Source organism: Hylemonella gracilis (assembly GCF_004328645.1).
Lineage (GTDB): Bacteria > Pseudomonadota > Gammaproteobacteria > Burkholderiales > Burkholderiaceae_C > Hylemonella > Hylemonella gracilis_B.
The window spans coordinates 1,487,268-1,510,668 of record NZ_CP031395.1; the positions used below are offsets into that span (position 1 = coordinate 1,487,268).

Sequence of the window (23,401 nt, forward strand, 5' to 3'; positions counted from 1 at the left end):
ATCCATGGCTCCGCAACTGGACTTAGGGGATCGGGTTCTTGATCCAGTCGGCTATGTGCTGGATGGCTTCCCGCTCCATGCCGACAAAGCCATGCCAGTGCTGGCCCGCGCACGCATCGCCGCTGGGATGGGCGCCGCCGTTGACCCGCATCAGCTTCTTGATGGGAGCGTTCGTCAGGCCCGCGAGGATCAACGGCGTACCGCTGGCGGGGCAGTGCACGCAGGCGTCGTGGGCGTGGTGGTAGATCAGCACCGGGATCTCGATGGACTTGAGGTTTTGGCGTGGCACCGCGCCTTCGGTGGTCATGCGAACCACGCTGGAGGTCAGCACAAGTCCGGCGATGGCTGGATCGCGGACCTTGATCGCCATCGCCGTGGCAGAAATGGTGCCGCGACTGGTGCCCACGATCCAGACAGGCAAGCTGCTTTTCTGCTTCACGAACCCCAGCACCTTGGCAACGTCTGCCATGTGTCGAGGCTCGGTTCGATCCGACCACCCCAACGCAGCTGTGTCGCTGGGCCGCCCGAAGATGGCGACGTTGAAGCCCTTGGACAGAAAGAAGGGCGCGGAGCGCACCAGGAAGTTGCCGCTGCTGGCCTTGCCGTCCTGGACCTTGCCGAAACCACCCTCCCCGCCGGGAAACAAGAACACGGTGGCTTGGGCCCTGGGCGCGGCTTCCCAGAACACGGTGGTGACAACGCCATCACGCGTCGGTACCTTGAACAGCGAGCCCTCCGCATGTGCAATGCAGACTGCAAACGCGTGGGCCAGTAAAACAAGGGCTTTGCCGAACATGTGTGTTCTTCGCCTCTTTCATCCAGCGTCACCGTGTGACGCGCGTTTTGAGTCCCGCTGAACTCCAGATTCAGCCACCTGCATCACTTGCTCAGGCTCAAGAGCTGCAAAAAAGCCCACGCACGGAACGCCGTTGGTGGGCTTGTTCATGGGGCAGACAATGCTTTTCTGTCAGTTGTGCCGATACGCAAATGATGACCTCGAAATAAAGAATTTATTGGCCATTATCCGGTCCATTGAAGGTGTCAACTCAAACCGAAGAAAGCAATTATTGACCAAGAGCCTTTAGAGTAAGCAAAACTCGACCGAAAGATTCCCTCGTTGATTCGGGCATGAGAAACCTTTTAGTCGGGATTACTCGCGCCTTCGTTGCGCGACAGCCGTCAATCCAGTAATCTGCCTCCATCCTCCGGAGCCGCCAGATGTACTTCACCGCATCACGATCGTCTCGCCAGCTGCTGGCTGGTGTGATGCCTGTGCGTGCGTTGACGTCCTCCATCAAGCGCTCCGTCCTGGCCATGTCCATGCGCTTCTCCTACGACTCACGGGATTGCCGCGCGGTCAACAGCAAACGGTTCACACACCCTGTGCGAACCCGAACCTGCACAGCCGCCACACCAGCGAATTCCGTCCAGGAGTTCAGGCAAACGCGAAACACCTCTAACCACGCGTAGACGCCCGGGCTCCTGACTCACCAGTCAAAGGAGCCCATCGTGAACTCACAACCCGCTTCCCTCAAAGAACTTCAGTCGCTTTATCCCTACCAGTTCAGCAACCCAGCTGATGTGGACGTTGCCAAGGGCTGGATGCCCATCTTTGCAAAGCTCTGCGCCGACGTGGACCAGACGCTTGGGCAGGACAAACTGGGCTTTCACTGGAGTCAGATCAAGGAGAAGTTCGGATCTGCGCGGTTCTACTACCGCTTCGGGAGCCGCGAATCCGGCACTCGACTGGATATCTGGACGCCCCAGGGTGTCTTGAGCCAGCAGATCTCGCCCAAACGCAGAATCAGGACTGAAAAGGATCGCAGCTTCCAGGACATCAGCAGGGCCATCCTGCAGCTGACCGATGTTGCCCAAGTCGCGACGAAGAACGTTTGCCTGGCCTGCGGCGCGCCGGGTAGTCCGGACGTCGGTGAGGGCTACGTCCTGATGCTATGCCCAGAGCACCAGGCGCGGCGCCGCCAATTGGACAGCCAGGAAGGGCTGATTGACTGGGAAACGCTGGAAGACGAGAACAACCAAGGGAGCGCGTGACCATGACCAAGCTCCTGATCCTGAGTGATCTGCACAACGACATTCAGCCCATGTGTGCGGAGGTGGATGGCCGCCGGATTGATGCCGACGCCGACGTCGTGGTTCTAGCCGGCGACATCCATGAAGGAGTGCAAGCGCCTATCTGGGCGCGTCAGGCTTTCCCGGACAAGGAAATCATCCTCGTGGCCGGGAATCACGAGTTCTACGGCCGCTCCTGGAACAAGAACTTGCACGAGCTGCGTCAGAAGTCAGCCGAGCTGGGAATCCATTTCCTGGAGGATGACGCCGTGGAGCTGTTCGGGATCCGGTTCCTGGGGTGCACCATGTGGACTGACTTCGCCTTGTACGGAGCGGACCAGGCGCAAGACTTCATGGCCAAGGCCCATGAACGCATGAGCGACTACAAGCGGATCAAGCTGGACCGCCTGCCGGGCGAGAACCAGGAGTGGAAAGAACAGCGACGACCACAAATGATTCCGCTGCTGGCGCAGCGTCGCCATGAGGCGAGTGTGCAATGGCTGGATCGGGAGCTCACAGCAGGCAACCCGGACAAAACTGTGGTCGTGACGCACCATGCACCACATGAGAAATCGGTACCCGCAGAGTACAAGGGGCACCCGCTGAGTCCTGCCTACGCGTCAGATTTGTCGCACCTACTCGGGCGGTCCAAGCTCTGGATTCACGGGCACATCCACTTCAACGCGGATTACCTGGTCGGTGCGACCCGGGTGATCTGCAATCCCCGCGGGTATTCCTATGCCAAGAGGGAAGACATAAACAAAGAGTTCCGGCCGGATCTGATCGTCGAGGCCTGAGGCAAAGCCGAACATCAAGCCATGCCGACCACACGACGCATGTTGACCCGCTCCATAGCGGTTCCGAGGTAGTCGACCGAGCAGCCCCCAATAAGACTGGCGACCCACCAAGCACCGAGTTTGAGGGCACTCTCCAAGGAATCCAAAAGCTGATCTGCGGCGCGTCCGGATACTTGATATTGACCAGCCTACCTCTTTGGGTAGGAAATTTTCAGTTTAATGAAAAAATCTGACCAGCGCTAATGCGACGACCAGTGGCAAACTCAATAGAAGTACGCAGCTGACAACACCAGGCAATAGCCTGTTCCAGACCCAGCGGATGGGGTGTGCTTCTATCAGCCTGCGCTCCGAGATTAGAGTTTCATTTGCAGACTTGCGCCGAGAAAGTTCTGCTTTGAGCAGATCACGTTCAGATAGCATTTCGCTGATGTATTCGCGAACATCACGCTCTCCGATAGATTCTTTCCAGTTTTCAACAGGAGTAAGTTCTTTAACTAACATTGGTTTTGATACGCCCTCGCGCTGTTCCGAATCTCGAAAATCGAACTTAATCCCAAATTGCGCGTAGAAACGATTTCGCCTTTCCTTGTTATCTTCCCCAGCTTGACCGGCCACCAGCTTAATAGGTCGAACCCGAGCTTCAGGCCATTGCTGAACCCACAGCACAATCTCATTCATCAGATAAGTGCCAATTCGTTGCCCTCTAAGCTCAATAGGATCAAAGAAAAGCGTATCGTTTGGAGAGGTCAGTGCAACCATGGGCATACCATCCACAGAGTTGCGCGAATAGCTTCCGAAGAATTTCCCTTTCCCACTCACGCGGTAGGAGTTCCTCGGTGTAATGCATTCATAAGAAATTTGAACTGATGCAGTGAGTACGGAATCATCCGCCTCATTTTTCTGAAATTTCTCCTGCCGCTCAATCAAAACCCAAGCAATCGGATTTCTTTCAGGCTCTTTTCGGTCTCGGACTTCAAGCAAGTAGATGCGCGATTTGGTTGGTTTTCCATTTTTTATTTCAGGATCAAGAGAGGGCAGTGTCATTTTTCTAGAAGAGAGAACTCAAAATCATGAGGCCGCGAGATATCGCTAAGAACTCTGGACGATTCGAATGAACTGGAGGCTCAGGAACCATCCTGCGCAAGGATCCAGGTTCCTCCAAAACCTTTGGCACCGGAGGACGCGTAGCTGGGAGAAACGCACCAAAGCGGATGGCTACATAGGCGCGTGACCGAAGGGCGCGCAGACGATAGCCGAGGTCCAGCTGCAGCATGCAGGCCGAGCTCTTTGGGCGCGTGTTCGAAGTCTCAATCTAAGGGCCGCTTCGGATGCCGGTACATGATATCAAGGAGGCTTTGCTCCGATAGCAAGCTAGACGAAGAAAAGAGGAGAAAACCAGGGAACAATGAGCCTTATAGAAGCCCAACGAGCTCTTGTCATTTCAATTCATGAGCGATCAATTCGTACTTGTATGCCATGTGCCGCAAGCACTGAAACTATCTCTTGATCATCGGTATTTTTGTCGTTTCCCATTGGGGATCGACCGATCTCAATTTGCGGACTCTCCCATATGACTAGAACACTGCCTTTTCTTTTCGATGGCACAAATTCCATTCGTTTATTGCGAAGGAATTTCAAAGCTTCTTCAACGCTTTGAATTTCCTGCGTGAGTTCCGTTCTTAGATAGACGGGTGTTTGATTAATACCGTTTTTAGGATCACGAAGATATTGCCAATCCGAAATAGGTTGAGTGGGCTCCATGTGATTGGTTTCCTATAAGGCTTTCTAAAAAAGTAGCAACTGGAAGGATAACGAGCTATAGGGGTCAGAGGTCTTGGATTTTCGACCATCTCCATTGCAAGTTCCATGGCAGAGGGCGTTCTGCAGTGAAATTAAATTCATCTACATGCGTAGGCTCTTTTCGACTTCGATTGCATGAATACTGGCTAAAGCGAAGCGACATCGCTCGGCTATGTAGTGGCAAGAATCGGAAGCGAGCTGCATCGCAATGCTCTGTGCTTCATCCCCAATTGAATCCAGGCGCCGAATCAAATATTCGGCAGCAACTCGGCGGACAAGTGATGAGCGATCCGCTATGGCACGTTTCAGGGTCGTCAGGAACGGCTCAGGATGCTGAAGAGGTCGCTCCCCGAGCACCGGTTCTAACCGACCTTCGCACCATCTGACGTCCGTCCAAACCCACTTTCGTCCGACAAGCCAGGTCATTCGTCCGTCAAGAAGGAAACGAAAAGCTTTGGCTCGGACCGCAGGCTGAATTGCGGTGCTTGAGAATTCTCCCAACCATTCGTCGAAAACCTGAGTTCGTCCGGCCTGCGCAAGTATTTGGGCAACGGGTCCCGTCGTGGCTTGCTGAATTCGTGCCTTGAAGATCAAGGCAATTGACTTCATGCCGACCAAATCAGACAGAACCTGCCTGTCTGCATCTTTCATGCGTCCCCAGGACATCCAATGCGGCAGGGCATGCCAAAGTGCTTCTGCGACATGCTCAGGGTCGGAGCGTTCTGCCATCCGAGGTAGATGCATTCGTGCCGCGGTGCGCACTTGAGGTACCCAGTCATTGAGTCGGCGCAGTGCGAGAGCGAAAAAGAAGCCATTGGGAGCCCCATCCGCTAGCGAGCGCATGGCGTCCTCGCGCTTGAAGCCATCACCATTGCAAAGATCCAGCCAGGATGCGGGGGCAGTCGGCTTTTTCCAGATCGTCCATCGACGGGCAGCGGTCCGTTGCTTGAAATCCCAAAGCTCGATTCGAAGCCTTCTCTCCCAGAGATCCAGGCTATTCAGTGACAACTGGGATGTTTCGGCTGCAAGCGAAGCCATTGCCTCTGGTCTCCCACGACCGCTTGCATTTGCATTGAGAAACTGAGAAGCCGCAGTGAGTACAGCCGCTTCATTCTGTAAGTGGTGAGGCATGCCTCAGTGTGCCATCAAGGCATCAATGCATTGGCGATAGGGGGGCGATTTGCGAAATGAACTGCCGGTGTGCGTGTGGATACCGCGACGGTCAGTTGCCGATGGCGATGGCTCAAATCCGCGCAAACGAACGCTAGCTCGTTCGTTGTCGAAACAGAAATTCAGTTTCGTACTTAATGCTTCTAAAGAACTGAATTAATCAATTTGCAAATTTCAATATAACTCTTTAATATTTTGGCCGATTGTTCCCATTGACCCAGATGATGCTCACTTCAAGCATGGCTGCCACCGGCTCTTCTGATGTGCCCTCAGGGCAGGGGTTACGCACGCCTTCTGACTTCCACAGTGCAGGAATTTCAATTGCTGACTGGGCAAGAGAGCGGCAATTCAATGTCCGGCTGGTCTATGCCGTGCTGCGCGGGGAAAGAAAGTGCTTGCGAGGGGAAAGTTTCAGGATCGCCCAGGAGCTCGGTATGAAGTAACCCACATTCAAAGCATCAAGCTGCTGCCACCTTGTTCGGTGGCTGAAAAGACAAAGGGTCAGGCGCCGACCAAAGCATCCTGACCCTCTATCCGCCGCACCGATCAGGCGAGGCATCTAACGTAGAGACAGTCTATCCGCGGGCTCCCCGCGGGTCAACTCCTGATCTGTGCATTTTTGTACCCGTCCGAGTGGGTAGGGATGGCTGCGCCCTCCGCCTCAGACAAGCACAGGTTTTCCACTGCAGGTGGAGAGGGGTTGTCATGGTCGATCGATGCAAGTCTGCATCGGGTGCTTTGTCTACATGTCCCGGACAAACGCGGCTCCGGAGGCGCTGTGCTTGATAAAGCCCAACTGATCGATCACTTTGATCGATTGGGTATTCCCGCCAGAGGGCGGGAGCTTGTCCTGCGCACCAGAAGGGAGGCCCCTGTACGCGACGTGCAATCTCACGGAGGCAACGTCATCACCGTGCTGGCTAGTCGGAAGATGGCTAGCGAGATTCGCTGTGAAAGCCGTCATGTGGAGTATCCCGCGGCTGTAGACCACGAATACAACCCTGCGGTGCTTGAATACTACGCACAGCCGTGCAATCTACATCTGGAGCTGTTTGACCCTGCTGCGAATGCGACCAAGAAAATACACCACTGTCCTGATTTCTTGGTCATTCGAGATGACGCTGTCGTACTGGAAGAATGGAAGTCTGAGGAGAAGCTGAATCGTCTGGCGGAGAAGTATCCCTATCGCTATAACAAAGGGAATGATGGATTCTGGTGCTCCCCGCAGATAGAACAGCAGCTAGGTGAGCTTGGCATCAGGTACCGAATCTGCAGTGGCGACAGCATTCCACGCGTTCGGGTCGAAAACTATCTCTTCCTGGCAGATTTTTTACACCCTGCCGCACCACTGTGCCCTGATCCAATCCTCAAGCGCCTCAATGAGATCTTAGGTGAGCACGGCGCAATCTACCTGGATGAGTTATTCCGTGATCCGCACAACCTTGTTCCAGACGAGGTGTTCAAGGCAATCGCTGAGAGGCAGGTCGTAGCCAATCTGGATGTAGAGCCCTTGTCGTCGCTCGGGCGGTGTCGTCTGTTGAATTCCGCCGAAATCTGACCCACTTAGAGCAGTAATTTCCATCCAAAGTTGACCCACGTAGACCCTACCCTCCGAGCTTTAAACGCGGGGGGAAATTTGGAGTGATAGACGTGGCGACATTGAATGTCATCAGGCGTTGGGCACTGCGAGAACAGATGTCCATTCGCGAGATCTCCAGGCGCACAGGCCTGGCTCGCAACACAGTGAAGAAGTACCTGCGGTCGGATGAGACCGAGCCCACCTACACAAGGCGGGTCAGCCCAAGCAAGCTCGATCCGTATGCCGAGAAGCTGGCCAACTGGCTAGGAATCGAGGCAACAAAATCGCGGAAACAGCGGCGCAATCTGAAGCAGATCTACACATGGAGATGAATCATAGAAGTCAACGGCGTATCGTTGACCTCATCAATGACATATGGGACTCTGATTTGGAAGGGCGAATCCAGTCCAAGAAGGCCGTCCGTCAGCATCCTCGCGTAGAGAAGTCAGAGGGGCTAGTCCGTATATTCATCGGCAACGCATCAGCATCGGCGGAGGACAAGCTGCGTCGAGAAGCACTCTGCGAGTCGGCTATGCGAGCCGCGACGGGCCTGGCCAATTGGGAGCAAGGCAATCCTGGACATAAGGTGCTGGCCTTGGAGCACTCCCTGGTGGCTCGCCGTGGCGACTTCTTGGAAGCCTTTGAGGCGTTATCGCTCCTTGATCCAGATTCGGTCCGTCCGGATGCGAATGGCGATGTCTCAGGTCCAACAGTTGTTCAGATGCTCTTACGCGAGCTAATGGACCTCGCCGACTGCGTCAGGGATGGGGGCGCCCCATCGGACTTCGCTGTCACGGAGGTGCTACATCGCTATGGTCGGCTACAGCAGCTCCCCGAAGAAGGTGAAGCTCGCTGGCAGGTGCTCAAAGCATACCAGCTGGCGGTCGAAGACTTCGCCAAGGCGTGCGTCAAGCCTGCGGTGACCGTGCGCGAGGTGCTCGCACCAGTGTTACAGGTTGGTTTATTCGAGCCAGACAAGCGTCTTGTGGCTGCGTTCAACGACGCGAACCCACCACCGCCCGCACCAAAGCCAAGGCAGCCGGAGGCCTTCGAGAACAGACTGTCTCGCGGCTGGCATGGGCTCTTCGACTCGCCTTGGATTCAGCTTCGTCGGTTCAAGACCTACTTGAGCGGAAAGTCTCATCTCGCGACGCACCAGGTGGTCAAGGGATCGGAGTTCGACCACGTGATGGTGGTGATGGACGACGAGGATGCCGCTGGCAATCTATTTGCCTACGATCGCCTGTTCGGTGCCCCTCTCGGCGAGTCCGACGTCAAGAACGTGGGGGAAGGCAAGGAGACTTCGGTTGACCGGACTCTCCGGCTCCTCTACGTGACCTGCAGCCGTGCAAGGGAGAGCGTGGCGCTGGTGCTTTGGGCGAAGGATGCAGCCCAGGCTCTGGCATACGCTCAGAAGAGCAAGTGGTTCAATCCTGGCGAGGTGCAGGCGATCCCCGAGTAGGCCCTCCACTTGCGCGCTGAGCGGCTGGAGTTGATCAGCTGATAGTCTCCACCATCAGGTCATGTTTAACCTGCCTCCCGGCCTACCGCATCGAGTCATGCACGTCTACGTCTGCCTTTTCTTCGATCTTCGCTTCGTGAGGCCCGAAGTTGGCTGCCGCCTGCCGGTAGCGTGAGATCAGTAAGCACAGCGGAATCGCACCGGTTGCGCAGACCGTAGAGGCGAGGTGATTTGTATCACGAGGAGCCTGTGAGTCACTTCACTGACCCGTTTGAAGCAGACACCGGCCGTCTGCGTCGGTGGTACGACTGACGGCAACCGCTGCTGACCAGTCCGTTGCCGCTGACCTCGATCATTCGGCGGCTCCAACTGTCACCGGAACTACAACCTAAGTCAGGGAGGCTACCTTGGTCGAACAGAAAAGCAAAATATGGCCGTTCGGCGAATAAAGCATAACCTGTCCAAGTGGCCACTTTATGCTTAACGGCACATCAGTGTTGGAGACTTTGATGTCTGCCCTGGCGGAAGCGGTGAGATTCGAACTCACGGATGGCTTACGCCATCGCCGGTTTTCAAGACCGGTGCCTTAAACCGCTCGGCCACGCTTCCTGTTCGGTGTGGCCCGCGCATGATGCGCGCGGGCGCGGATGAAGAGCCGCAATTCTACGCGGCGCTGGCCTTGCCGCCGGCAGGCGCCGCCGTGGGCGTGCTCTTTTTTTCCGGCGCGGCGTTGATGGTGATGCCGCCGGGCGGGCGGGCGTTCTCGGCGGCGCCCAGGGCCGGGCGCTGGCCAGGGCCGCCGTACTGGGCCCGCCATTCGTTGATGGCTTCTAGCTGTGCCGTCGCGTCGGGGATCTGCTGGTCGTACTTGTGCAGCACCAGCAGCGCAGTGCTGACCAAGCGAGCGTTGAGCGTGGCGCGTCCGCTTTCCATCAACTGGCGGAGGGCGCCATTGGGGTCGCCGTTCATGCCGAGCTTGACGGCGCTTTCCATGAGGCGGATCGGGCGCTCGCCCGCGGCCCGCAGACGCTCGGCGTAGGGCAGGTGGGGGCGGGCTGCGCCGGCCAGCAACTCGTTCATGGAACGGCCGCTGACGAAGCGCTCCGCCAGGGTGTCGAGCACGGGCAGGAAGTCCTCCAGGTCCAGGCCAAGGGACAGGGTGCGTGAAGCCAGGTAGGACATCAGCACGATCAGGTCGGCGGCGATTTCGATGTCGAAATCAGGGTTGCGCACCTGCTTGGCCAGGTCGCGCGTGTAGTTGGCGGCACGACCGAATTCCTTGTCCAGGATGTCGCGCAGCGCACCCAGGATGCCCTCCATGCTACGCACCCGCGCGCCGTACTCGTCCTCGCGCAGCGTCAGCTTGGCCAGGTCTTCGCGGCAGCGCTGCAGGGCACGGCGGTCATCCGACTGCATGGCGATGAAGCCCAGCAGCATCAGCGTTTGCGGGTCGAACATCTTGGAGCCCAGGCCCTGACGCGCGCTCTGCCCCAGGATCTTCTGCGCTTCCTCGTACTCGCCCTTGTAGTAATACAGATGCCCCAGGCTCTGCAGCCGGGTGATGGAGTAGGGCGTGACGCTGCAGGCGAGCTTGTAGGCGGCGAGGGCCTGATCGTGGTTGCCCAGCTCGAACTGGGCGCGGCCCAGCACGTCGTAGGCGTCGGCGAACTGGGGTTCCTCGCTGATCAGGGCTTCCAGCGTGCCGACGGCGCGCTGGGTTTCGTTCATGCCGATCTGCGCGCGCGCCACGCCTAGCTTGGCCCAGGGCAGGGTCTTGGCCTCGATCACCGCTTCGTACATGCGCTGGGCTTCGTCGTAGCGCTGCAGGCGGATCAGCAGTTCGGCGCCGATGCGCGCGGCGTAGAGCCAGTAGGCGTCCTTGGCTTGAAAGCGCGCCATGCAGAGGTCGGCGGCTTTTTCGTAGTTCTCGGTGGAGATGGCCGAAAAGATGTCGTTCAGCGCGGTCTTGCGCAGGCGGGCCTGGTGCAGTCGCTCGGCCAGGCGGGCGGCAGTGTGGGGTTTGATGAGGTAGCCGTCGAGCGCGGATTCGGCGGCCTCGGCCACCTTGGTATAGCTGGCCTCGCTGGTGACCATGATGAAGATGGTCGAGAAGGGCAGGACCTGGTTGCGTCGCAGCTCGTCCAGGAAGTCCTGGCCTGAGGGGGTGCCGGGCTGGAAGTGCTGTTCGCACAGCACGATGTCGAACTTGCGGTTTTCCAGCATGCGCCGCGCCTCGGCGGTGCGCATGGTCTGTTCGACCGTGCCGACGCCGAACTCCCGCAGTTGGTTGACCAGGATGGCGCGTGAACCGGGGTTGCTGTCGATGACCAGCGCAAGCAGGTCGGAGAGGTCGTCGTCTTCTAATGCCATGGGCCGCTTTCCTTGTGCCCCGGGGCCGCTTGCTTGCACTGGCTGCTGGGGCGACCTGACATGATAGCGGTGGGGGCATGTGCCTTGCCGACGAGTCGGCATTTGTCACGCCGGATTCCCGTAGCGCCTTGGCAAGCTTCGTAAGGAAATGTATGCGCCCGCTTCGTTATGGCCGTAGGTGCTGGGTGACGGGCGCCGGTGGATGGGGGCGGAGTGGGGTCGGGTTCCGGCCGGGGTCGCTCTGGGCATAGCGGGGTGACTTCTTGCATTTTTGCTCATTAATGAGTACATTATCTTCATTTTGTACTTATCAATGAAATGGCGAAGTCTTCCGAGCACCATGATTTCCTGCCGCCCGAAGCCCGCGTGGCCCTGGAACGGTTGGGCGAGCACCTGACGCTGGCACGCAAGCGCCGGCGCGAGTCGCTGCGGGCGTGGGCCGCGCGGCTGGGCGTGTCGGTCAGCACCGTGACTCGCCTGGAAAAAGGAGACCCGGGCGTGGGCATGGGCGTGTATGCGGCGGCTTTGTGGCTGGTCGGGCGGGTGCAGGCCTTGCCCGAGCTGGCCGATCCGGCGTTGGACCAGGGCGCTTTGCTGATCAGCATCCGCGAAGCCGAAGGTCGTTCACGCCCGCGGTCCCGTCCGACGAACAAGGCGTCCGCGTCATGAATGCGCTGCACTACACCCCGCGTGATGAGCTGTTTCTCTGGTGGCTGGCCGAACCGACCCAGCCTCGCCTGGTGGGTCGTTTGCGCCTGGTGCGGCGCACGGCTGGTCATCCCGGTGGCGTCTCGCTGGAATACGCCCCGACCTGGCTGGCCGAGGGCCTGGCGCTGAGCGAGGACTTGCCGCTGCGCCCGGGCGAATTCCTGCCGGTCGAGAACGACGCGGCCGCCGGCGCGGTGGACGACGCTCGCCCGGACCGCTGGGGCGAGCGGGTCATCCGCCACCTTTACAAGCCGCCGCGCCTGTCCACGCTGGAATACCTGTACTTCGCGGGTGATGAGCGTTTTGGCGCGCTGGGCGTCTCCACCTCGGCGCAGCGTTACGAGCCGCAGCCCCGGCCCGTGCTGCCCGTGGTGGGGGATGTGCCAGCCTTGTACGAACTGGTGCGCCGCATCGAGGCGGGCGAACCGGTGGAAGAAACGCTGCAGCGCCTGGTGGCCCCCGGCACCACGCTGGGGGGGCGCGGCCCAAGGCGTTGATCGAGATCGACGGCCATCCCTGGGTGCTCAAGTTCGCCGACGCCGGGGATCCGAACGACAGCCCTTTGGTCGAGCACGCGGCCATGACCCTGGCCGCCCGCGCCGGCATCGCGGTCTGCGAGACCCGCCCGATCGCCCTGGACGATGGCCATGCCGTGGCGGTGCGTCGCTTCGACCGTGCCAAAGGTCGGCGCCTGCATGCGCTCTCCGCCCACGTGGCCTTGCGCGCCGCCGCCAGCGAAGCCGGCTACCCGGAACTGGCTTTGCTGCTGCGCCGGCGGGGTGACCCACAAGAAATCGCCGCCAACGGTGCCCAGGTGTTCCGCCGCATGGTCTTCAACGTGCTGATCGACAACACCGACGACCACGAGAAAAACCACGCCCTGCTGGTCGAGGGGCGCAGCTACGCCCTGGCCCCGGCCTACGACGTGCTGCCCGCTGGCCAGGCCCTGGGCTACCAGCAGTTCCGTGTCGGCGCCCTGGGCCTGGACGCCAGCGCGGAGAACCTTTTGTCCGAGCCAGCCGCCTTCGGCCTGCGCCGTCCCCAGGCGCTGGCCCTGGCCCGCGAGGTGGCCGAAGTGGTGGATGGCTGGCAGGCGCATTTCGCCGCTTGCGGGGTCAGCGCGGGCGACCTGGGCCGCCTGGCCGAGCAGATCGACCGGCCTTACCTGCTGGGCGAGCGGCGGGCCTTGCTGAAGGCTTGATGCCGACCGAATGCCGATTCGACGCCCGTGGGGTATGGCGCGTCAGTGCGCGCCGGCCTTCTTGGGCACCGGCAGGGGAATGCCACCCGCCTCGCGGTTGTCGGACGGCCCGCCGAGCGTGAGCGTGGTGCGCAGGGTGATGTTGCCGTAGCGCCGGCGCCAATCCTGGATGGTCGACTGGTAGGTCGCCGCATCGGGAATCTGGGACGCGTAGCGCTGCAGCACCAGTTGCGCGGTGGTGATGAGGCGCGCGTTCAAGGTTTCCTGGCCGTGCTTGAGCAGTTCGCGCACGGCGCTGACCGGATCCCCCCCATGCTGAGCTTGACGGCGCTCTCCATCAGTTTGATGGGCCGTTCGCCCGCTTCGCGCAGGCGGTCCGCATAAGGCGCATGCGCGCGCGCCGCGCCGGCCAGCAGCTCGCTCATGGAGCGTCCGCTGATGAAACGTTCGCCCAGGGCGTCGAGGATGGGCGGCAGATCACTCAGTTCCAGGCCCAGGGAGACTGTGCGTGAGGCGATCTGCGACAGCAGGAAGATCAGGTTGGAGGCTGCCTCGGCGTCGAAGTCGGGCTCGCGGATGCGCTGGGCGTGCTCGCGCGCGACCTTGAGCGCCTGGCCGTATTCCTTGCGCAGGATGTCCAGCAGCGCGTTGAGCGTGGCTTCCATCGTGCGCTGACGCTGGCTGTACTCGCTGTCGCGCAGTCCGAGCTTGGCCAGTTCGCCCCGGATGCGGTGCAGGCCCTGGCGGTCGTCCATCTGCATATAGATGAAGCCCAGCAACATCAGCGTCTGCGGGTCGAAGGAACGCGTGCCCAGGCCCTGGTTGACGCATTGGTTGAGCACATGCTCGGCCTCGCCGTACTCGCCCTTGTAATAGTGCAGATGCCCCAGGCTCTGCAGCCGCGTGACCGAGTAAGGCGTGGCCGTGCACGCCATCTTGTAGGCGACCAGGGTCTGTTCGTGGTTGCCGAGCTCGAAATGGGCGCGACCCATCACATCGTAGGCATCGGCGTAATGCGGCTCTTCGCTGATCAGCGTCTCCAGCGTGCCGACTGCGCGCTGCGCCTCGCCCCGACCGAGCTGCGAGCGGGCCACGCCCAGCTTGGCCCAGGGCACCGTCTTGGCGTTGATGATGGCTTCGTAGAGGCGCTGGGCTTCTTCGTAACGTTGCAGTCGGATCAGCAGTTCGGCGCCGATGCGCGCGGTGTAGAGCCAGTAGGGGCCTTTGGCTTCGAAGCGCTCCATGCAGAGGTTGGCGGCTTTCTCATGCTGGTCGGACTCGATGGCCTCGAAGATGGGTGCCAGCACGGCCTTGCGCTGGCGGGCCTGCTCCAGCCGCTCGGCCAGGCGGGCGGCGGTGTGGGGCTTGATGAGGTAGCCGTCCAGGGCGGATTCGGCGGCCTCGGCCACCTTGGCGTAGCTGGCCTCGCTGGTGACCATGATGAAGATGGTCGAGAAGGACAAGATCTGGTTGCGCCGCAGATCGTCCAGGAAGTCCTGGCCCGAAGGTTCGTCGGACTGGAAATGCTGCTCACACAGGATGATGTCGAAATGGCGGCGCTCCAGCATGCGGCGCGCCTCGGAGGTGCGCGAGACCTGTTCGACGTTGCCGACCCCGAACTCCCGCAATTGGTTGACCAGGATGGCGCGCGAGCTGTGGTTGCCGTCGATGATCAACGCCTGGGTGCCGGAAAGATCTTCGTCCTCTAATGCCATGGCCGTCGGTTCCTGTGCTCTGCTGCGCCGGCCCTGTTCTGGCAGGGCGGGTTTGCGCGCGCAGGGGGCTGGGGATGTGCTGTGAATCAGCAAGTTTAAGGCCAGAAGCAGACCGTGCCCTGCGGCCGAACCGGCCGTGTGACTCGGGCCAACCCCAAGCCGGTGCTGGTATCGGTCACGACCGAGTGAAGCCGGCAAGCAGCCGAGGTCGGGGGGCGTGACGCGTGGGCGCGATGCGGTGAGGTTCAGCGACCGTCGGCGGCGACCACATGGACACGCACGGGCTGCCAGGCGATGGTTCCGCCATCGACCCCGCCGGTGCCGGGCCGGGGCGCTTGCCCGGCAAGCTGCGTGGTGGGCATGGGCGTGACGCTCTCGCCCTGGCCTTCGCTCAGGGTGCGAAGCTGGAAGCGCCCGCTCTGGTCCCACAGCCAGGTCTCGATCACGCGGGCCGAACCGCCCTGCAAGGCCGATGACGCCGGGGCCGGATAGGGGGCGGCCTGGCGCACCAGGCGCTCAATCTCGGCCATGACGTCGGGGGCATGCGTGGGTGCGCGCAGCCAGCGCAGGCTTTCGACCTGGCCCTGGGCATCCACGTCCATTTCGAGCACGCCCACGGCGCGCAGGTAGTGCGGCATCACGCCGGCATAGATGCGCTCGCGGTTCTGGCCGTACAGGTGCCGGGCCGTGTCCAGGCGGTAGCTGGGCAGGTTGTCAGGGGCGACGAAAGCATGCGTGGCGGTGGTGCCGCGCGTGGGCGGCTTCAGACCCGCGCTCCCGGGCGTCGCGCGCGGTGACGCGCAAGCCGCCAGCAGCAGGCCACTCGCGCACATCAGAGCGAACGACAGCCTGTCGAGGCTGGGGGCGACACTGCGGATGAAGTTGCGGACGAGGCGGCACATGACGGCCCACTGTGCCACAGCGCCGGTGTGTCCGATGGGCGGAAAACCAGGGGATTCCGTCCCGCGCACTGGCTTTAGACCGTGATTCGGTCCCCCTTCAGGCGTCGGGCGCCACGGGGTGCTGGGCCAAGGCTTCGAGGGCTTTGACCAGAGCGGAGTGGTCGGCCTGGTCATGGCCCAGGGCGGCACAGGCCTGCATCAGCTGGGCCGCGCCGGCTGTCTGAGGCAAGGCCATCTTGAGTGCCTTGGCACTTTGCAAGGCCAAGTTCAGGTCTTTCTGGTGCAACGCGATGCGAAAGCCCGGGTTGAAGGTGCGCTTGACCATGCGCTCGCCGTGAACTTCCAGGATGCGGCTGGAGGCAAAGCCGCCCATCAGCGCCAGTCTTACCTTGGCTGGGTCGGCACCGGCCTTGGAGGCGAAGACCAGCGCTTCGCTGACGGCCGCGATGTTGAGCGCGACGATGATCTGGTTGGCGACCTTGCAGGTCTGACCGGCGCCATTGCCGCCGATCAGCGTGATGTTCTTGCCCATGAGTTCGAACAGCGGCTTGACCCGTTCGAACACGGCGTCCTCGCCACCGACCATGATGGTCAGCGACGCTGCCTTGGCGCCGACTTCACCACCCGAGACGGGCGCGTCCAGGTAGGCCGCCCCCAGCTCATTGATTTTCTTCGCGAAAGTCTTGGTGGCGATCGGATCGATGGAACTCATGTCCACCACGACCTTGCCCTTGCCGTTCTTGCCGAGGCCCTGGGCCACGCCGTGCTCGCCGAACAGCACCTTCTCCACGTCCGGTGTGTCCGGCACCATGGTGAAGATGATGTCGGCGCGTTCGGCCACGCCTGCTGGCGTGGTGCAGACGGTCGCGCCCGCGTCGGCCAGTTCCTGCGGCACCTTGCTGCGGGTGTTGACGAAGAGCACGTGGCCGCCCTTGATGAGGTTGAGGGCCATCGGCGTGCCCATGATGCCCAGGCCGATGAAGCCGATTTTGAGTCCGGATTTGGTCATGTGCTTGTCTCTCTCGTGGTCCTGGTCAGGCGTGCGGGAGCCGGTGTGGCCTCGCACGCGCGTTCATTCAGTGGGTCTGGTTTTCAGGCCAAGGCCTTGATCCAGCCCAGCCCTTCGGTGGTGCTGGCCCGTGGCTTGTACTCGCAACCGACCCAGCCCTGGTAGCCGATGGCATCGAGGTGGCGGAAGAGGAAAGCATAGTTGATCTCGCCCGTGCCCGGCTCGTTGCGCCCCGGGTTGTCGGCGAGCTGGATGTGGGCGATGCGTGCCAGGTGCTTTTGCATCGTCGCGGCCAGTTCACCTTCCATGCGCTGCGCGTGGTAGATGTCGTACTGGATGTAGAGGTTGGGGCTGCCCACGCCATCGAGGATGGCCAGGGCCTGGGCCGTGGTGTTCAGAAAGAACCCCGGGATGTCATGGGTGTTGATGGGCTCGATCAGCAGTCTGATGTTCGCGCCATGCAGCTTGCCCGCCGCGTATTTCAGGTTGCTCACGAAGGTGGCATGGGCCTGGGTGGCGCCCACGCCTTCGGGCACCTTGCCGGCCAGGCAGTTGACTTGCGGGCAACCCAGGGCCGTGGCGTAGGCAATGGCCTGATCCACCCCCGCGCGGAATTCCTCCACACGGTTCGGGTGGCAGGCGATGCCGCGTTCGCCGGCCTCCCAGTTGCCCGCCGGCAGGTTGTGCAGCACCTGCTTCAGACCGTTGGTCTTGAGCAGGCTGGCCAGTTCGTTCTTGTCGTAGGCATAAGGGAACAGGTACTCCACCGCCGTGAAGCCCGCCGCCCTGGCCGCCGCGAAGCGCTCCAGAAACGGCACTTCGTTGAACAGCATGGTCAGGTTGGCCGCGAATTGGGGCATCGTGTCGTCTCCGGGGTCTTTGCGCGCGAGGAATCAGGCCACGGCCGCGGGCGCGTCGGCGCGCTTCTCGGCCAAGTCCTCGAACTCGATGATATTGTCGATTTCCGTGCCCATGGCGATGTTGGTCACCCGTTCCAGGATCACCTCGATCACGACCGGCACCTGGTGCTCGGCCATCAGCTGTTCGGCCTTCTGGATCGCGGGCTTGAGGTCGTCCGGGCTGTGCACGCGGATGGCCTTGCAGCCCAGGCCCTCGACCACCTTGACGTGGTCCACGCCATACCCCTGGGCCACCGGATCGCCCTGGGTGTTGATGTTCTCGAAGGCCAGCTGCACGCAGTAGTCCATCTCGAAGTTGCGCTGGGCCTGGCGGATCAGGCCCAGATAGCTGTTGTTGACCACGATGTGGATGTAGGGCAGCTTGAACTGCGCACCCACGGCCAGTTCCTCGATCATGAATTGGAAGTCGTAGTCGCCCGAGAGCGCCACGATCTTGCGGCCCGGGTCGGCCGCGCGCACGCCCAGAGCGGCGGGCACAGTCCAGCCCAGCGGGCCAGCCTGGCCGCAGTTGATCCAGTGGCGAGGTTTGTAGACGTGCAAGAACTGCGCTCCCGCGATCTGCGACAGGCCGATGGTGCTGATGTAGCAGACGTCGCGCCCGAAGGATTCCACCATGTCCTGGTAGACGCGCTGGGGCTTCATCGGCACCTGGTTGAAGTTGGTCTTGCGGCGCAGGGTCTTCTTGCGCTCCAGGCATTCATTGGCCCAGGCGGCGCGCTTGGGCAGCTTGCCCGCGGCCTTCCATTCACCGGCCACCTGAACAAAGAGACGCAAGGCGGCCTTGGCGTCGGAGGCGATGCCGTAGTCGGGTGAGAACACGCGCCCGATCTGCGTGGGCTCGATGTCCACGTGCACGAACTTGCGACCCTTGGTGTAGGTTTCGACCGAGCCGGTATGCCGGTTGGCCCAGCGGTTGCCGATGCCCAGCACGAAGTCGCTGGCCAGCATCGTCGCGTTGCCGTAGCGGTGGCTGGTTTGCAGGCCGCACATGCCGGCCATCAAAGGGTGGTCGTCGGGGATGGTGCCCCAGCCCATCAGGGTCGGGATCACGGGGATGCCGGTCAGCTCGGCGAATTCCACCAGCAGCTCGGAGGCATCGGCGTTGATGATGCCGCCACCCGCGACGATCAGCGGCCGCTCGGCTTCGTTGAGCATGGCCAGCGCCTTCTCGATTTGCGCGCGGGTCGCGGCGGGCTTGTAGACCGGCAGCGGGGCATAGGTCTCGGGGTCGAACTCGATTTCGGCCATCTGCACGTCGAAGGGCAGGTCGATCAGCACCGGACCCGGCCGGCCCGAGCGCATCAGGTGGAAGGCTTGCTGGAAGGTGCGCGGCACCTGCGCGGGCTCGCGCACGGTGACGGACCACTTGGTCACGGGCTTGGAAATCGATTCGATGTCCACGGCCTGGAAATCTTCCTTGTACAGGCGCGCGCGCGGGGCCTGCCCGGTGATGCAGAGGATGGGAATGGAGTCGGCCTGGGCCGAGTACAGACCGGTGATCATGTCGGTGCCCGCCGGGCCGCTGGTGCCGATGCACACGCCGATGTTGCCCGGGTTGGCACGGGTGTAGCCCTCGGCCATGTGCGAGGCACCCTCGACGTGGCGCGCCAGAATGTGGCCGATGCTGCCCTGCTTGCGCAGCGCGGCGTAGAGCGGGTTGATGGCCGCGCCGGGCACGCCGAAGGCCTGAGTGACACCTTCTTTTTCCAACACCCAGACGGCGGCTTCGATGGCTTTCATTTTGGCCATGGGAATCTCCTGATGAACAGATGGACGCACTGTAGGAAGAGAAGGCGACTTGCGGAATACGGAGGGCGCCCATAACATCTATTCCGTGACGGAATGAGCCGGGCAGGCGCGAATGGCGCGAACCGCTCTACAGTCGGCAGGCCTAAGGAATCAAGCCAAGATGGATCGATTGCATGCCATGCAGGTGTTCGTGCGGGTGGTGGAGACCGGCAGTTTCTCCAAGACCGCGCGCGAATTCGCCACCACGCAGCCCACGGTGACCAAGCTGGTCGCGGCGCTCGAGGAGAGCCTGCGCGTGCGCCTGCTCAACCGCAACACGCGCGGCATCAGCGTGACCGAGTCGGGCGCGCTCTATTACGAGAAATGCAAGACCATCGTGCGCGACGCCGAGGAGGCCGACAACAGCGTGCGCATGCAGCAGACCCAGGCGCAGGGCCTGCTGCGTGTTGGCACCTCGGTGGCCTTTGGCCGGCGCGTGATCACGCCGCTGGCGCTGGATTTCATGGCCAAGCATCCCCAGGTGCAGCTGGACCTGAGCTTCGAGGACCGCTACACCGACCTCGTGGCCCAGGGCATTGACGTGGCGGTGCGCATGGGCAAGCTGGCCGATTCGACGCTGGGCGCGCGTTTTCTTGCCGCCAATCCCTGGGTGCTGGTGGCGGCACCCAAGTACCTGCGCAAGCAGGGCATGCCCAAGAATGCCAGCGAGCTGAGCGAGCACCCGGCCTTGATCTACAGCAGCGTGCTGGGCGACGATGTCTGGCGCATGACCAGTCCCAAGGGCGAGGCCGTGACCGTGCCCGTGGCCGGGCGGCTGCGTTCGAACAATCTCTCCGCGGTGCTGGCCGCCGCGCGCAATGGCTACGGCATCGCGGCCATGCCGCGCTACGTGGCCAGCGAGTCGCTCAAGAGCGGCCATGTGGTCGAAGTGCTGCAAGGCCATGTGCTGCCCGAGCAAGAGATTCATGCCGTCTTCCCCAGCCCGAAACTGGTGCCAGGCAAGGTGATGGCTTTCATCGCCTACCTGCAGTCGCGCCTGGGCGACCGCTGGTGGGACGATCTGCCCAAGGCCTGAGGCAGTGCGCAGGCCGATGTGCGGCCTGCCGCACAATGCGCGCCGGAGACAAAACACAAGACACCATGGACCTGACGACCTCGCCTGCGCCCGACCTGGGCGCTCTCCACGCGCGCCTTCCCGACCCGCGCACCCAAGCGCGGGAATTTCTGCGCCACCTCTACCAGGTTGCCGTGCGCCGCGCCCTGCCCTTGCACAACATGGCGGCCCATTTGCCTCGGCCGCCAGACCCGGGAAAAGGACGGACCATCGTGATCGGTGCGGGCAAGGCCGGGGGGGCCATGGCCCAGGCGGTCGAGGCGCTGTGGCCGGTGGATGCGCCGCTCTCGGGCCTTGTCGTGACGCGCTATGGTCACACGCCACCGCGCCCGCAAGGCCTGCCCCAGCGCATCGAAGTCGTCGAGGCGGCGCACCCCGTGCCCGACGCCGCCGGTATGGCGGCGGCGCAGCGCATCCTGCAGACCGTGCAGGGCTTGACGGCGGACGACCTCGTGCTGTGCTTGATTTCGGGCGGCGGTTCCGCCTTGTTGACCCTGCCAGCCGAAGGATTGACGCTGGCCGACAAGCAGCGCATCAACCGCGAGCTGCTGGCCAGCGGCGCCAACATCGGTGAGATGAACTGCGTGCGCAAGCATCTCTCGCGCATCAAGGGCGGGCGGTTGGCCGCGGCCTGCGCGCCCGCGCGGGTGGTCACGCTCACCATCAGCGATGTGCCGGGGGATGACCCTTCCGTCATCGCCAGCGGCCCCACGGTGCCCGACGCCAGCAGCTGCGCCGACGCGCTATCGATTTTGCAGCGTTACGGCATCGCCCTGCCGCCGGTGGTGCTGGCCGCGCTGGAGCAAGGTGCCTACGAAACCCCCAAGCCTGCTGACCCGGTGTTCGCCGGGCAGATCGTGCGCCTGATTGCCACGCCCAAGGAATCGTTGCAGGCCGCCGCCGACGTCGCGCGCGAGTTGGGCCGGGCGATCGGCCTGAACGCCTACGTCCTGAGCGACGAGCTGGAAGGCGAATCGCGCGAGGTCGGCAAGGTGCACGCGGCGCTGGCGCGCTTCGCGGCGCGCGAAGGGCAACCCTTCGCGCGGCCCTGCGTCATCCTCAGTGGTGGCGAGACCACGGTGACCGTGCGGCCCCAGCCGGCGGAAGCGCCGCGGGGGCGCGGAGGGCGGGCCGGTGAGTTCTGTCTCGGCCTCGCCATGGCGCTGCAAGGGCAGGGTCAGGTGTGGGGCCTGGCGGCGGACACCGACGGCATCGACGGCATCGAGGACAACGCGGGGGCTTTCGTTACCCCCGACACGCTGGCGCGGGCGGCAGCGCTGGGCCTGTCCGCCGCGGCGCACCTGGACCGCAACGACAGCTACGGCTACTTCCAGGCGCTGGGCGACCTGCTGGTGACGGGGCCAACCCACACCAACGTCAACGACTTCCGCGCGCTGTTGGTGTTGTGAGGCATCGCGGCCTCAACGCGCGGTCAGCCGTGTCCAGAAGCCGCGCAGTCCGTGCCAGGCGCGCGACAGCTGCTGCGCGACGAGGAACACATGGGACACGCTCCGCCAGGCGCGGCGCGGTCGTGTCAGCAGCAGGGCCAGGGTGACCATGGGCCCGACGGGAAGGTGGCTCAGCCATTGCAGGCCGACCCGCAACTGATCGGCCAAGGCCAGGGGAGGCTTGAGCACCTGGCTCTGATGCGCCAGGGCGACGCGCAGTTCGGCGCTGCGCTGTAGCAGTTGTGCCTGCTTGAGAACCAGTGCGCGACGGCGTCGACGGTGCATCGTCATTCTTCCTCGCGCAGCGCGGCACGGTCGCGCCCCAGCTCGTCTGCGCTTGCGCTGAACATGCCACCGGGTTTGCGCAAGCGCGCGCGGGCAATGCAGAGCAAGCCGCCACCTGAGCCTAGGAACAGGACAGTCAGCACGCCCAGAGCCTGAAGGCGGTGACTGTCCCAGAACAGCACGACCAGAAAGGCGACCAGCAGCACCGTGCCCAGGCTGAGCAGCAGCAGGGCCGAGCCTGCCCAGAGCAAGCCGTCGAAGAGGCGTAGTTTTTCCTGCTCGACTTCGTTGCTGATCAAGGCCAGGCGGACCTGCACGCATTCCAGCGCCGTGTCGAGCAACTTGCGCGTTGACGCAAACAGACCGGGGCTTTTGGGGGACGTGCCCATGCCTTGCCGTTCATTGGCGGCGGGCAATGACCAGTCCCGCGAGCAGGCCCAGGGCGGCACCGATGCCGATCGAGGCCCAGGGGTTCTGATGCACGAATTCATCGGTGGCTGCACTGGCGGCCTTGACTTGGTCCAGCGCGGCATCCTGCAATTCACTCAGCTTGGCTCTCGCCGAGACCAACCGTTGGTGGATACGGTCTCGGGCCGCGGAGACGCCATCGCCTGCCTCGCTGGCCGTCATGCGCAGCAGTTCTTCGGCATCCTCGATCGCCTGATGCACGTCTCCGATGAGTTTGTTCTTCGGGGGGAGAGGGGGTCAGACATGGACATATTCCTTGAAGCAAGTCGGAGATGAGCGCCGAGGCGACAGCCGTGCGCAGCCTGGAAATGAGAAACGCGGTGGAATCAGTGTGCATCCTTCGGTTGATTTGCAAGGGGTCCGGGTCGATATGACATGGGGCATGCATGACGCCGATTCATTTCGAGTGCCATGAGACATGACCGTAATAGGCGGGGCGGTTCGTGACTGTTCGGCAGCGCACATAGGAACATTAAGCAGATCGATTTGACGATCTTTGTTTCATTCATGGCATCTTCTGACAGGTCGGGGCCCTATGTTCGCTATCGAACAGACCCTGCTCCACAAGGCACCTTAGGGTTGGCCTCTGGTCGATTCCATTGATGGAAGGTCTTCGAAAGAGGCATGCAATTTT

24 protein-coding genes, 1 tRNA gene and 1 pseudogene are annotated in these 23,401 nt (G+C 62.1%); 11 read left to right on the top strand and 15 right to left on the bottom strand.

The features are described 5' to 3' along the window. Positions 1-22: 22 nt before the first annotated feature. The gene (locus tag DW355_RS07050; protein WP_131278809.1) at positions 23-796 is read right to left on the bottom strand and encodes an alpha/beta hydrolase; all 774 of its coding nucleotides are present in this window, start codon (positions 794-796) and stop codon (positions 23-25) included. Positions 797-1,509: 713 nt separating this feature from the next. Here DW355_RS07050 and DW355_RS07055 point away from each other — a divergent pair. Further along, on the top strand, positions 1,510-2,052 hold the full coding sequence (locus DW355_RS07055) for a hypothetical protein (protein ID WP_131278811.1): 543 nt from the start codon (positions 1,510-1,512) through the stop codon (positions 2,050-2,052). A gap of 2 nt (positions 2,053-2,054) precedes the next feature. After that, positions 2,055-2,867 carry a metallophosphoesterase gene (locus DW355_RS07060; RefSeq protein WP_131278813.1) on the top strand — a complete coding sequence of 271 codons (813 nt, stop codon included), beginning with the start codon at positions 2,055-2,057 and terminating at the stop codon, positions 2,865-2,867. A gap of 216 nt (positions 2,868-3,083) precedes the next feature. Here DW355_RS07060 and DW355_RS07065 read toward each other — a convergent pair whose 3' ends face one another. From DW355_RS07065 to DW355_RS07075, 3 genes are all read right to left on the bottom strand, one after another. Beyond that, positions 3,084-3,911, bottom strand: coding sequence for a hypothetical protein (locus tag DW355_RS07065; RefSeq protein WP_131278815.1), 828 nt, complete (start codon positions 3,909-3,911; stop codon positions 3,084-3,086). A gap of 402 nt (positions 3,912-4,313) precedes the next feature. After that, positions 4,314-4,628, bottom strand: coding sequence for a hypothetical protein (locus DW355_RS07070; RefSeq protein WP_131278817.1), 315 nt, complete (start codon positions 4,626-4,628; stop codon positions 4,314-4,316). Positions 4,629-4,769: 141 nt separating this feature from the next. Continuing rightward, positions 4,770-5,705, bottom strand: a complete 936-nt coding sequence (locus DW355_RS07075) for a hypothetical protein (protein WP_131278819.1) — start codon at positions 5,703-5,705, stop codon at positions 4,770-4,772. A gap of 371 nt (positions 5,706-6,076) precedes the next feature. On the opposite strand from DW355_RS07075, the gene DW355_RS18540 reads away from it, so the two are divergent. The 4 genes and pseudogenes from DW355_RS18540 (at position 6,077) to DW355_RS07095 (ending at position 8,878) form a co-directional block, all read left to right on the top strand. Next, on the top strand, positions 6,077-6,280 hold the full coding sequence (locus DW355_RS18540) for a DNA-binding protein (RefSeq protein WP_081463483.1): 204 nt from the start codon (positions 6,077-6,079) through the stop codon (positions 6,278-6,280). A gap of 335 nt (positions 6,281-6,615) precedes the next feature. Beyond that, a complete protein-coding gene (locus DW355_RS07085) occupies positions 6,616-7,395 on the top strand; it encodes a Tn7 transposase TnsA N-terminal domain-containing protein (RefSeq protein WP_242671320.1) in 780 nt (259 codons plus the stop codon). A gap of 83 nt (positions 7,396-7,478) precedes the next feature. Then, a pseudogene (locus tag DW355_RS07090) lies at positions 7,479-7,736 on the top strand (IS21 family transposase); the annotation flags it as partial. Positions 7,737-7,738: 2 nt separating this feature from the next. After that, a complete protein-coding gene (locus DW355_RS07095; RefSeq protein ID WP_131278821.1) occupies positions 7,739-8,878 on the top strand; it encodes a hypothetical protein in 1,140 nt (379 codons plus the stop codon). A 519-nt stretch (positions 8,879-9,397) separates the two neighbouring features. On the opposite strand, the gene DW355_RS07100 is transcribed toward DW355_RS07095, so the two are convergent. Continuing rightward, positions 9,398-9,487, bottom strand: a tRNA-Ser gene (locus DW355_RS07100). A gap of 54 nt (positions 9,488-9,541) precedes the next feature. Next, on the bottom strand, positions 9,542-11,248 hold the full coding sequence (locus DW355_RS07105) for a response regulator (RefSeq protein ID WP_131278823.1): 1,707 nt from the start codon (positions 11,246-11,248) through the stop codon (positions 9,542-9,544). 318 nt (positions 11,249-11,566) lie between these two features. On the opposite strand from DW355_RS07105, the gene DW355_RS07110 reads away from it, so the two are divergent. From DW355_RS07110 to DW355_RS18030, 3 genes are read left to right on the top strand one after another with little or no spacing between them, the layout of a single operon-like run. Further along, a complete protein-coding gene (locus tag DW355_RS07110; protein WP_131278825.1) occupies positions 11,567-11,917 on the top strand; it encodes a helix-turn-helix domain-containing protein in 351 nt (116 codons plus the stop codon). Next, positions 11,914-12,453, top strand: coding sequence for a HipA N-terminal domain-containing protein (locus tag DW355_RS18025; RefSeq protein WP_242671321.1), 540 nt, complete (start codon positions 11,914-11,916; stop codon positions 12,451-12,453). The genes DW355_RS07110 and DW355_RS18025 overlap by 4 nt, the downstream gene beginning before the upstream one ends. Then, positions 12,450-13,157, top strand: a complete 708-nt coding sequence (locus tag DW355_RS18030) for a HipA domain-containing protein (RefSeq protein WP_242671322.1) — start codon at positions 12,450-12,452, stop codon at positions 13,155-13,157. The genes DW355_RS18025 and DW355_RS18030 overlap by 4 nt, the downstream gene beginning before the upstream one ends. Positions 13,158-13,199: 42 nt before the next feature. Here DW355_RS18030 and DW355_RS18035 read toward each other — a convergent pair whose 3' ends face one another. The 6 genes from DW355_RS18035 to gcl form a co-directional block, all read right to left on the bottom strand. Further along, a complete protein-coding gene (locus tag DW355_RS18035; RefSeq protein ID WP_242671323.1) occupies positions 13,200-13,448 on the bottom strand; it encodes a hypothetical protein in 249 nt (82 codons plus the stop codon). Then, on the bottom strand, positions 13,412-14,872 hold the full coding sequence (locus tag DW355_RS07120; protein ID WP_242671324.1) for a response regulator: 1,461 nt from the start codon (positions 14,870-14,872) through the stop codon (positions 13,412-13,414). Before DW355_RS07120 ends, DW355_RS18035 begins: the two co-directional genes overlap by 37 nt. 245 nt (positions 14,873-15,117) lie before the next feature. Beyond that, complete coding sequence (locus DW355_RS07125; RefSeq protein ID WP_207388090.1) at positions 15,118-15,774, bottom strand: hypothetical protein; 657 nt, start codon at positions 15,772-15,774, stop codon at positions 15,118-15,120. A 97-nt stretch (positions 15,775-15,871) separates the two neighbouring features. Then, positions 15,872-16,783, bottom strand: coding sequence for a 2-hydroxy-3-oxopropionate reductase (gene glxR, locus DW355_RS07130; protein ID WP_131278827.1), 912 nt, complete (start codon positions 16,781-16,783; stop codon positions 15,872-15,874). 83 nt (positions 16,784-16,866) lie between these two features. Beyond that, positions 16,867-17,643, bottom strand: coding sequence for a hydroxypyruvate isomerase (gene hyi, locus DW355_RS07135; protein ID WP_131278829.1), 777 nt, complete (start codon positions 17,641-17,643; stop codon positions 16,867-16,869). A gap of 33 nt (positions 17,644-17,676) precedes the next feature. Further along, positions 17,677-19,452, bottom strand: a complete 1,776-nt coding sequence (gene gcl, locus DW355_RS07140) for a glyoxylate carboligase (RefSeq protein ID WP_131278831.1) — start codon at positions 19,450-19,452, stop codon at positions 17,677-17,679. 160 nt (positions 19,453-19,612) lie between these two features. Between gcl and DW355_RS07145 the strand changes: the two genes are divergently transcribed. Both DW355_RS07145 and DW355_RS07150 read left to right on the top strand, forming a co-directional pair. Beyond that, positions 19,613-20,527, top strand: a complete 915-nt coding sequence (locus DW355_RS07145; protein ID WP_131278833.1) for a LysR family transcriptional regulator — start codon at positions 19,613-19,615, stop codon at positions 20,525-20,527. A 65-nt stretch (positions 20,528-20,592) separates the two neighbouring features. Continuing rightward, on the top strand, positions 20,593-21,975 hold the full coding sequence (locus DW355_RS07150; protein WP_131278835.1) for a glycerate kinase type-2 family protein: 1,383 nt from the start codon (positions 20,593-20,595) through the stop codon (positions 21,973-21,975). A gap of 12 nt (positions 21,976-21,987) precedes the next feature. Here the strand turns inward: DW355_RS07150 and DW355_RS07155 are convergent, their stop codons facing one another. From DW355_RS07155 to DW355_RS07165, 3 genes are read right to left on the bottom strand one after another with little or no spacing between them, the layout of a single operon-like run. After that, positions 21,988-22,299, bottom strand: a complete 312-nt coding sequence (locus DW355_RS07155) for a YqjK family protein (protein ID WP_165493143.1) — start codon at positions 22,297-22,299, stop codon at positions 21,988-21,990. A 2-nt stretch (positions 22,300-22,301) separates the two neighbouring features. After that, positions 22,302-22,688 (bottom strand): phage holin family protein, encoded by a 387-nt coding sequence (locus DW355_RS07160; protein WP_131278839.1) that lies wholly within the window; start codon positions 22,686-22,688, stop codon positions 22,302-22,304. 10 nt (positions 22,689-22,698) lie between these two features. Beyond that, positions 22,699-22,977, bottom strand: a complete 279-nt coding sequence (locus tag DW355_RS07165; protein WP_131278840.1) for a DUF883 family protein — start codon at positions 22,975-22,977, stop codon at positions 22,699-22,701. Positions 22,978-23,401 lie beyond the last annotated feature (424 nt).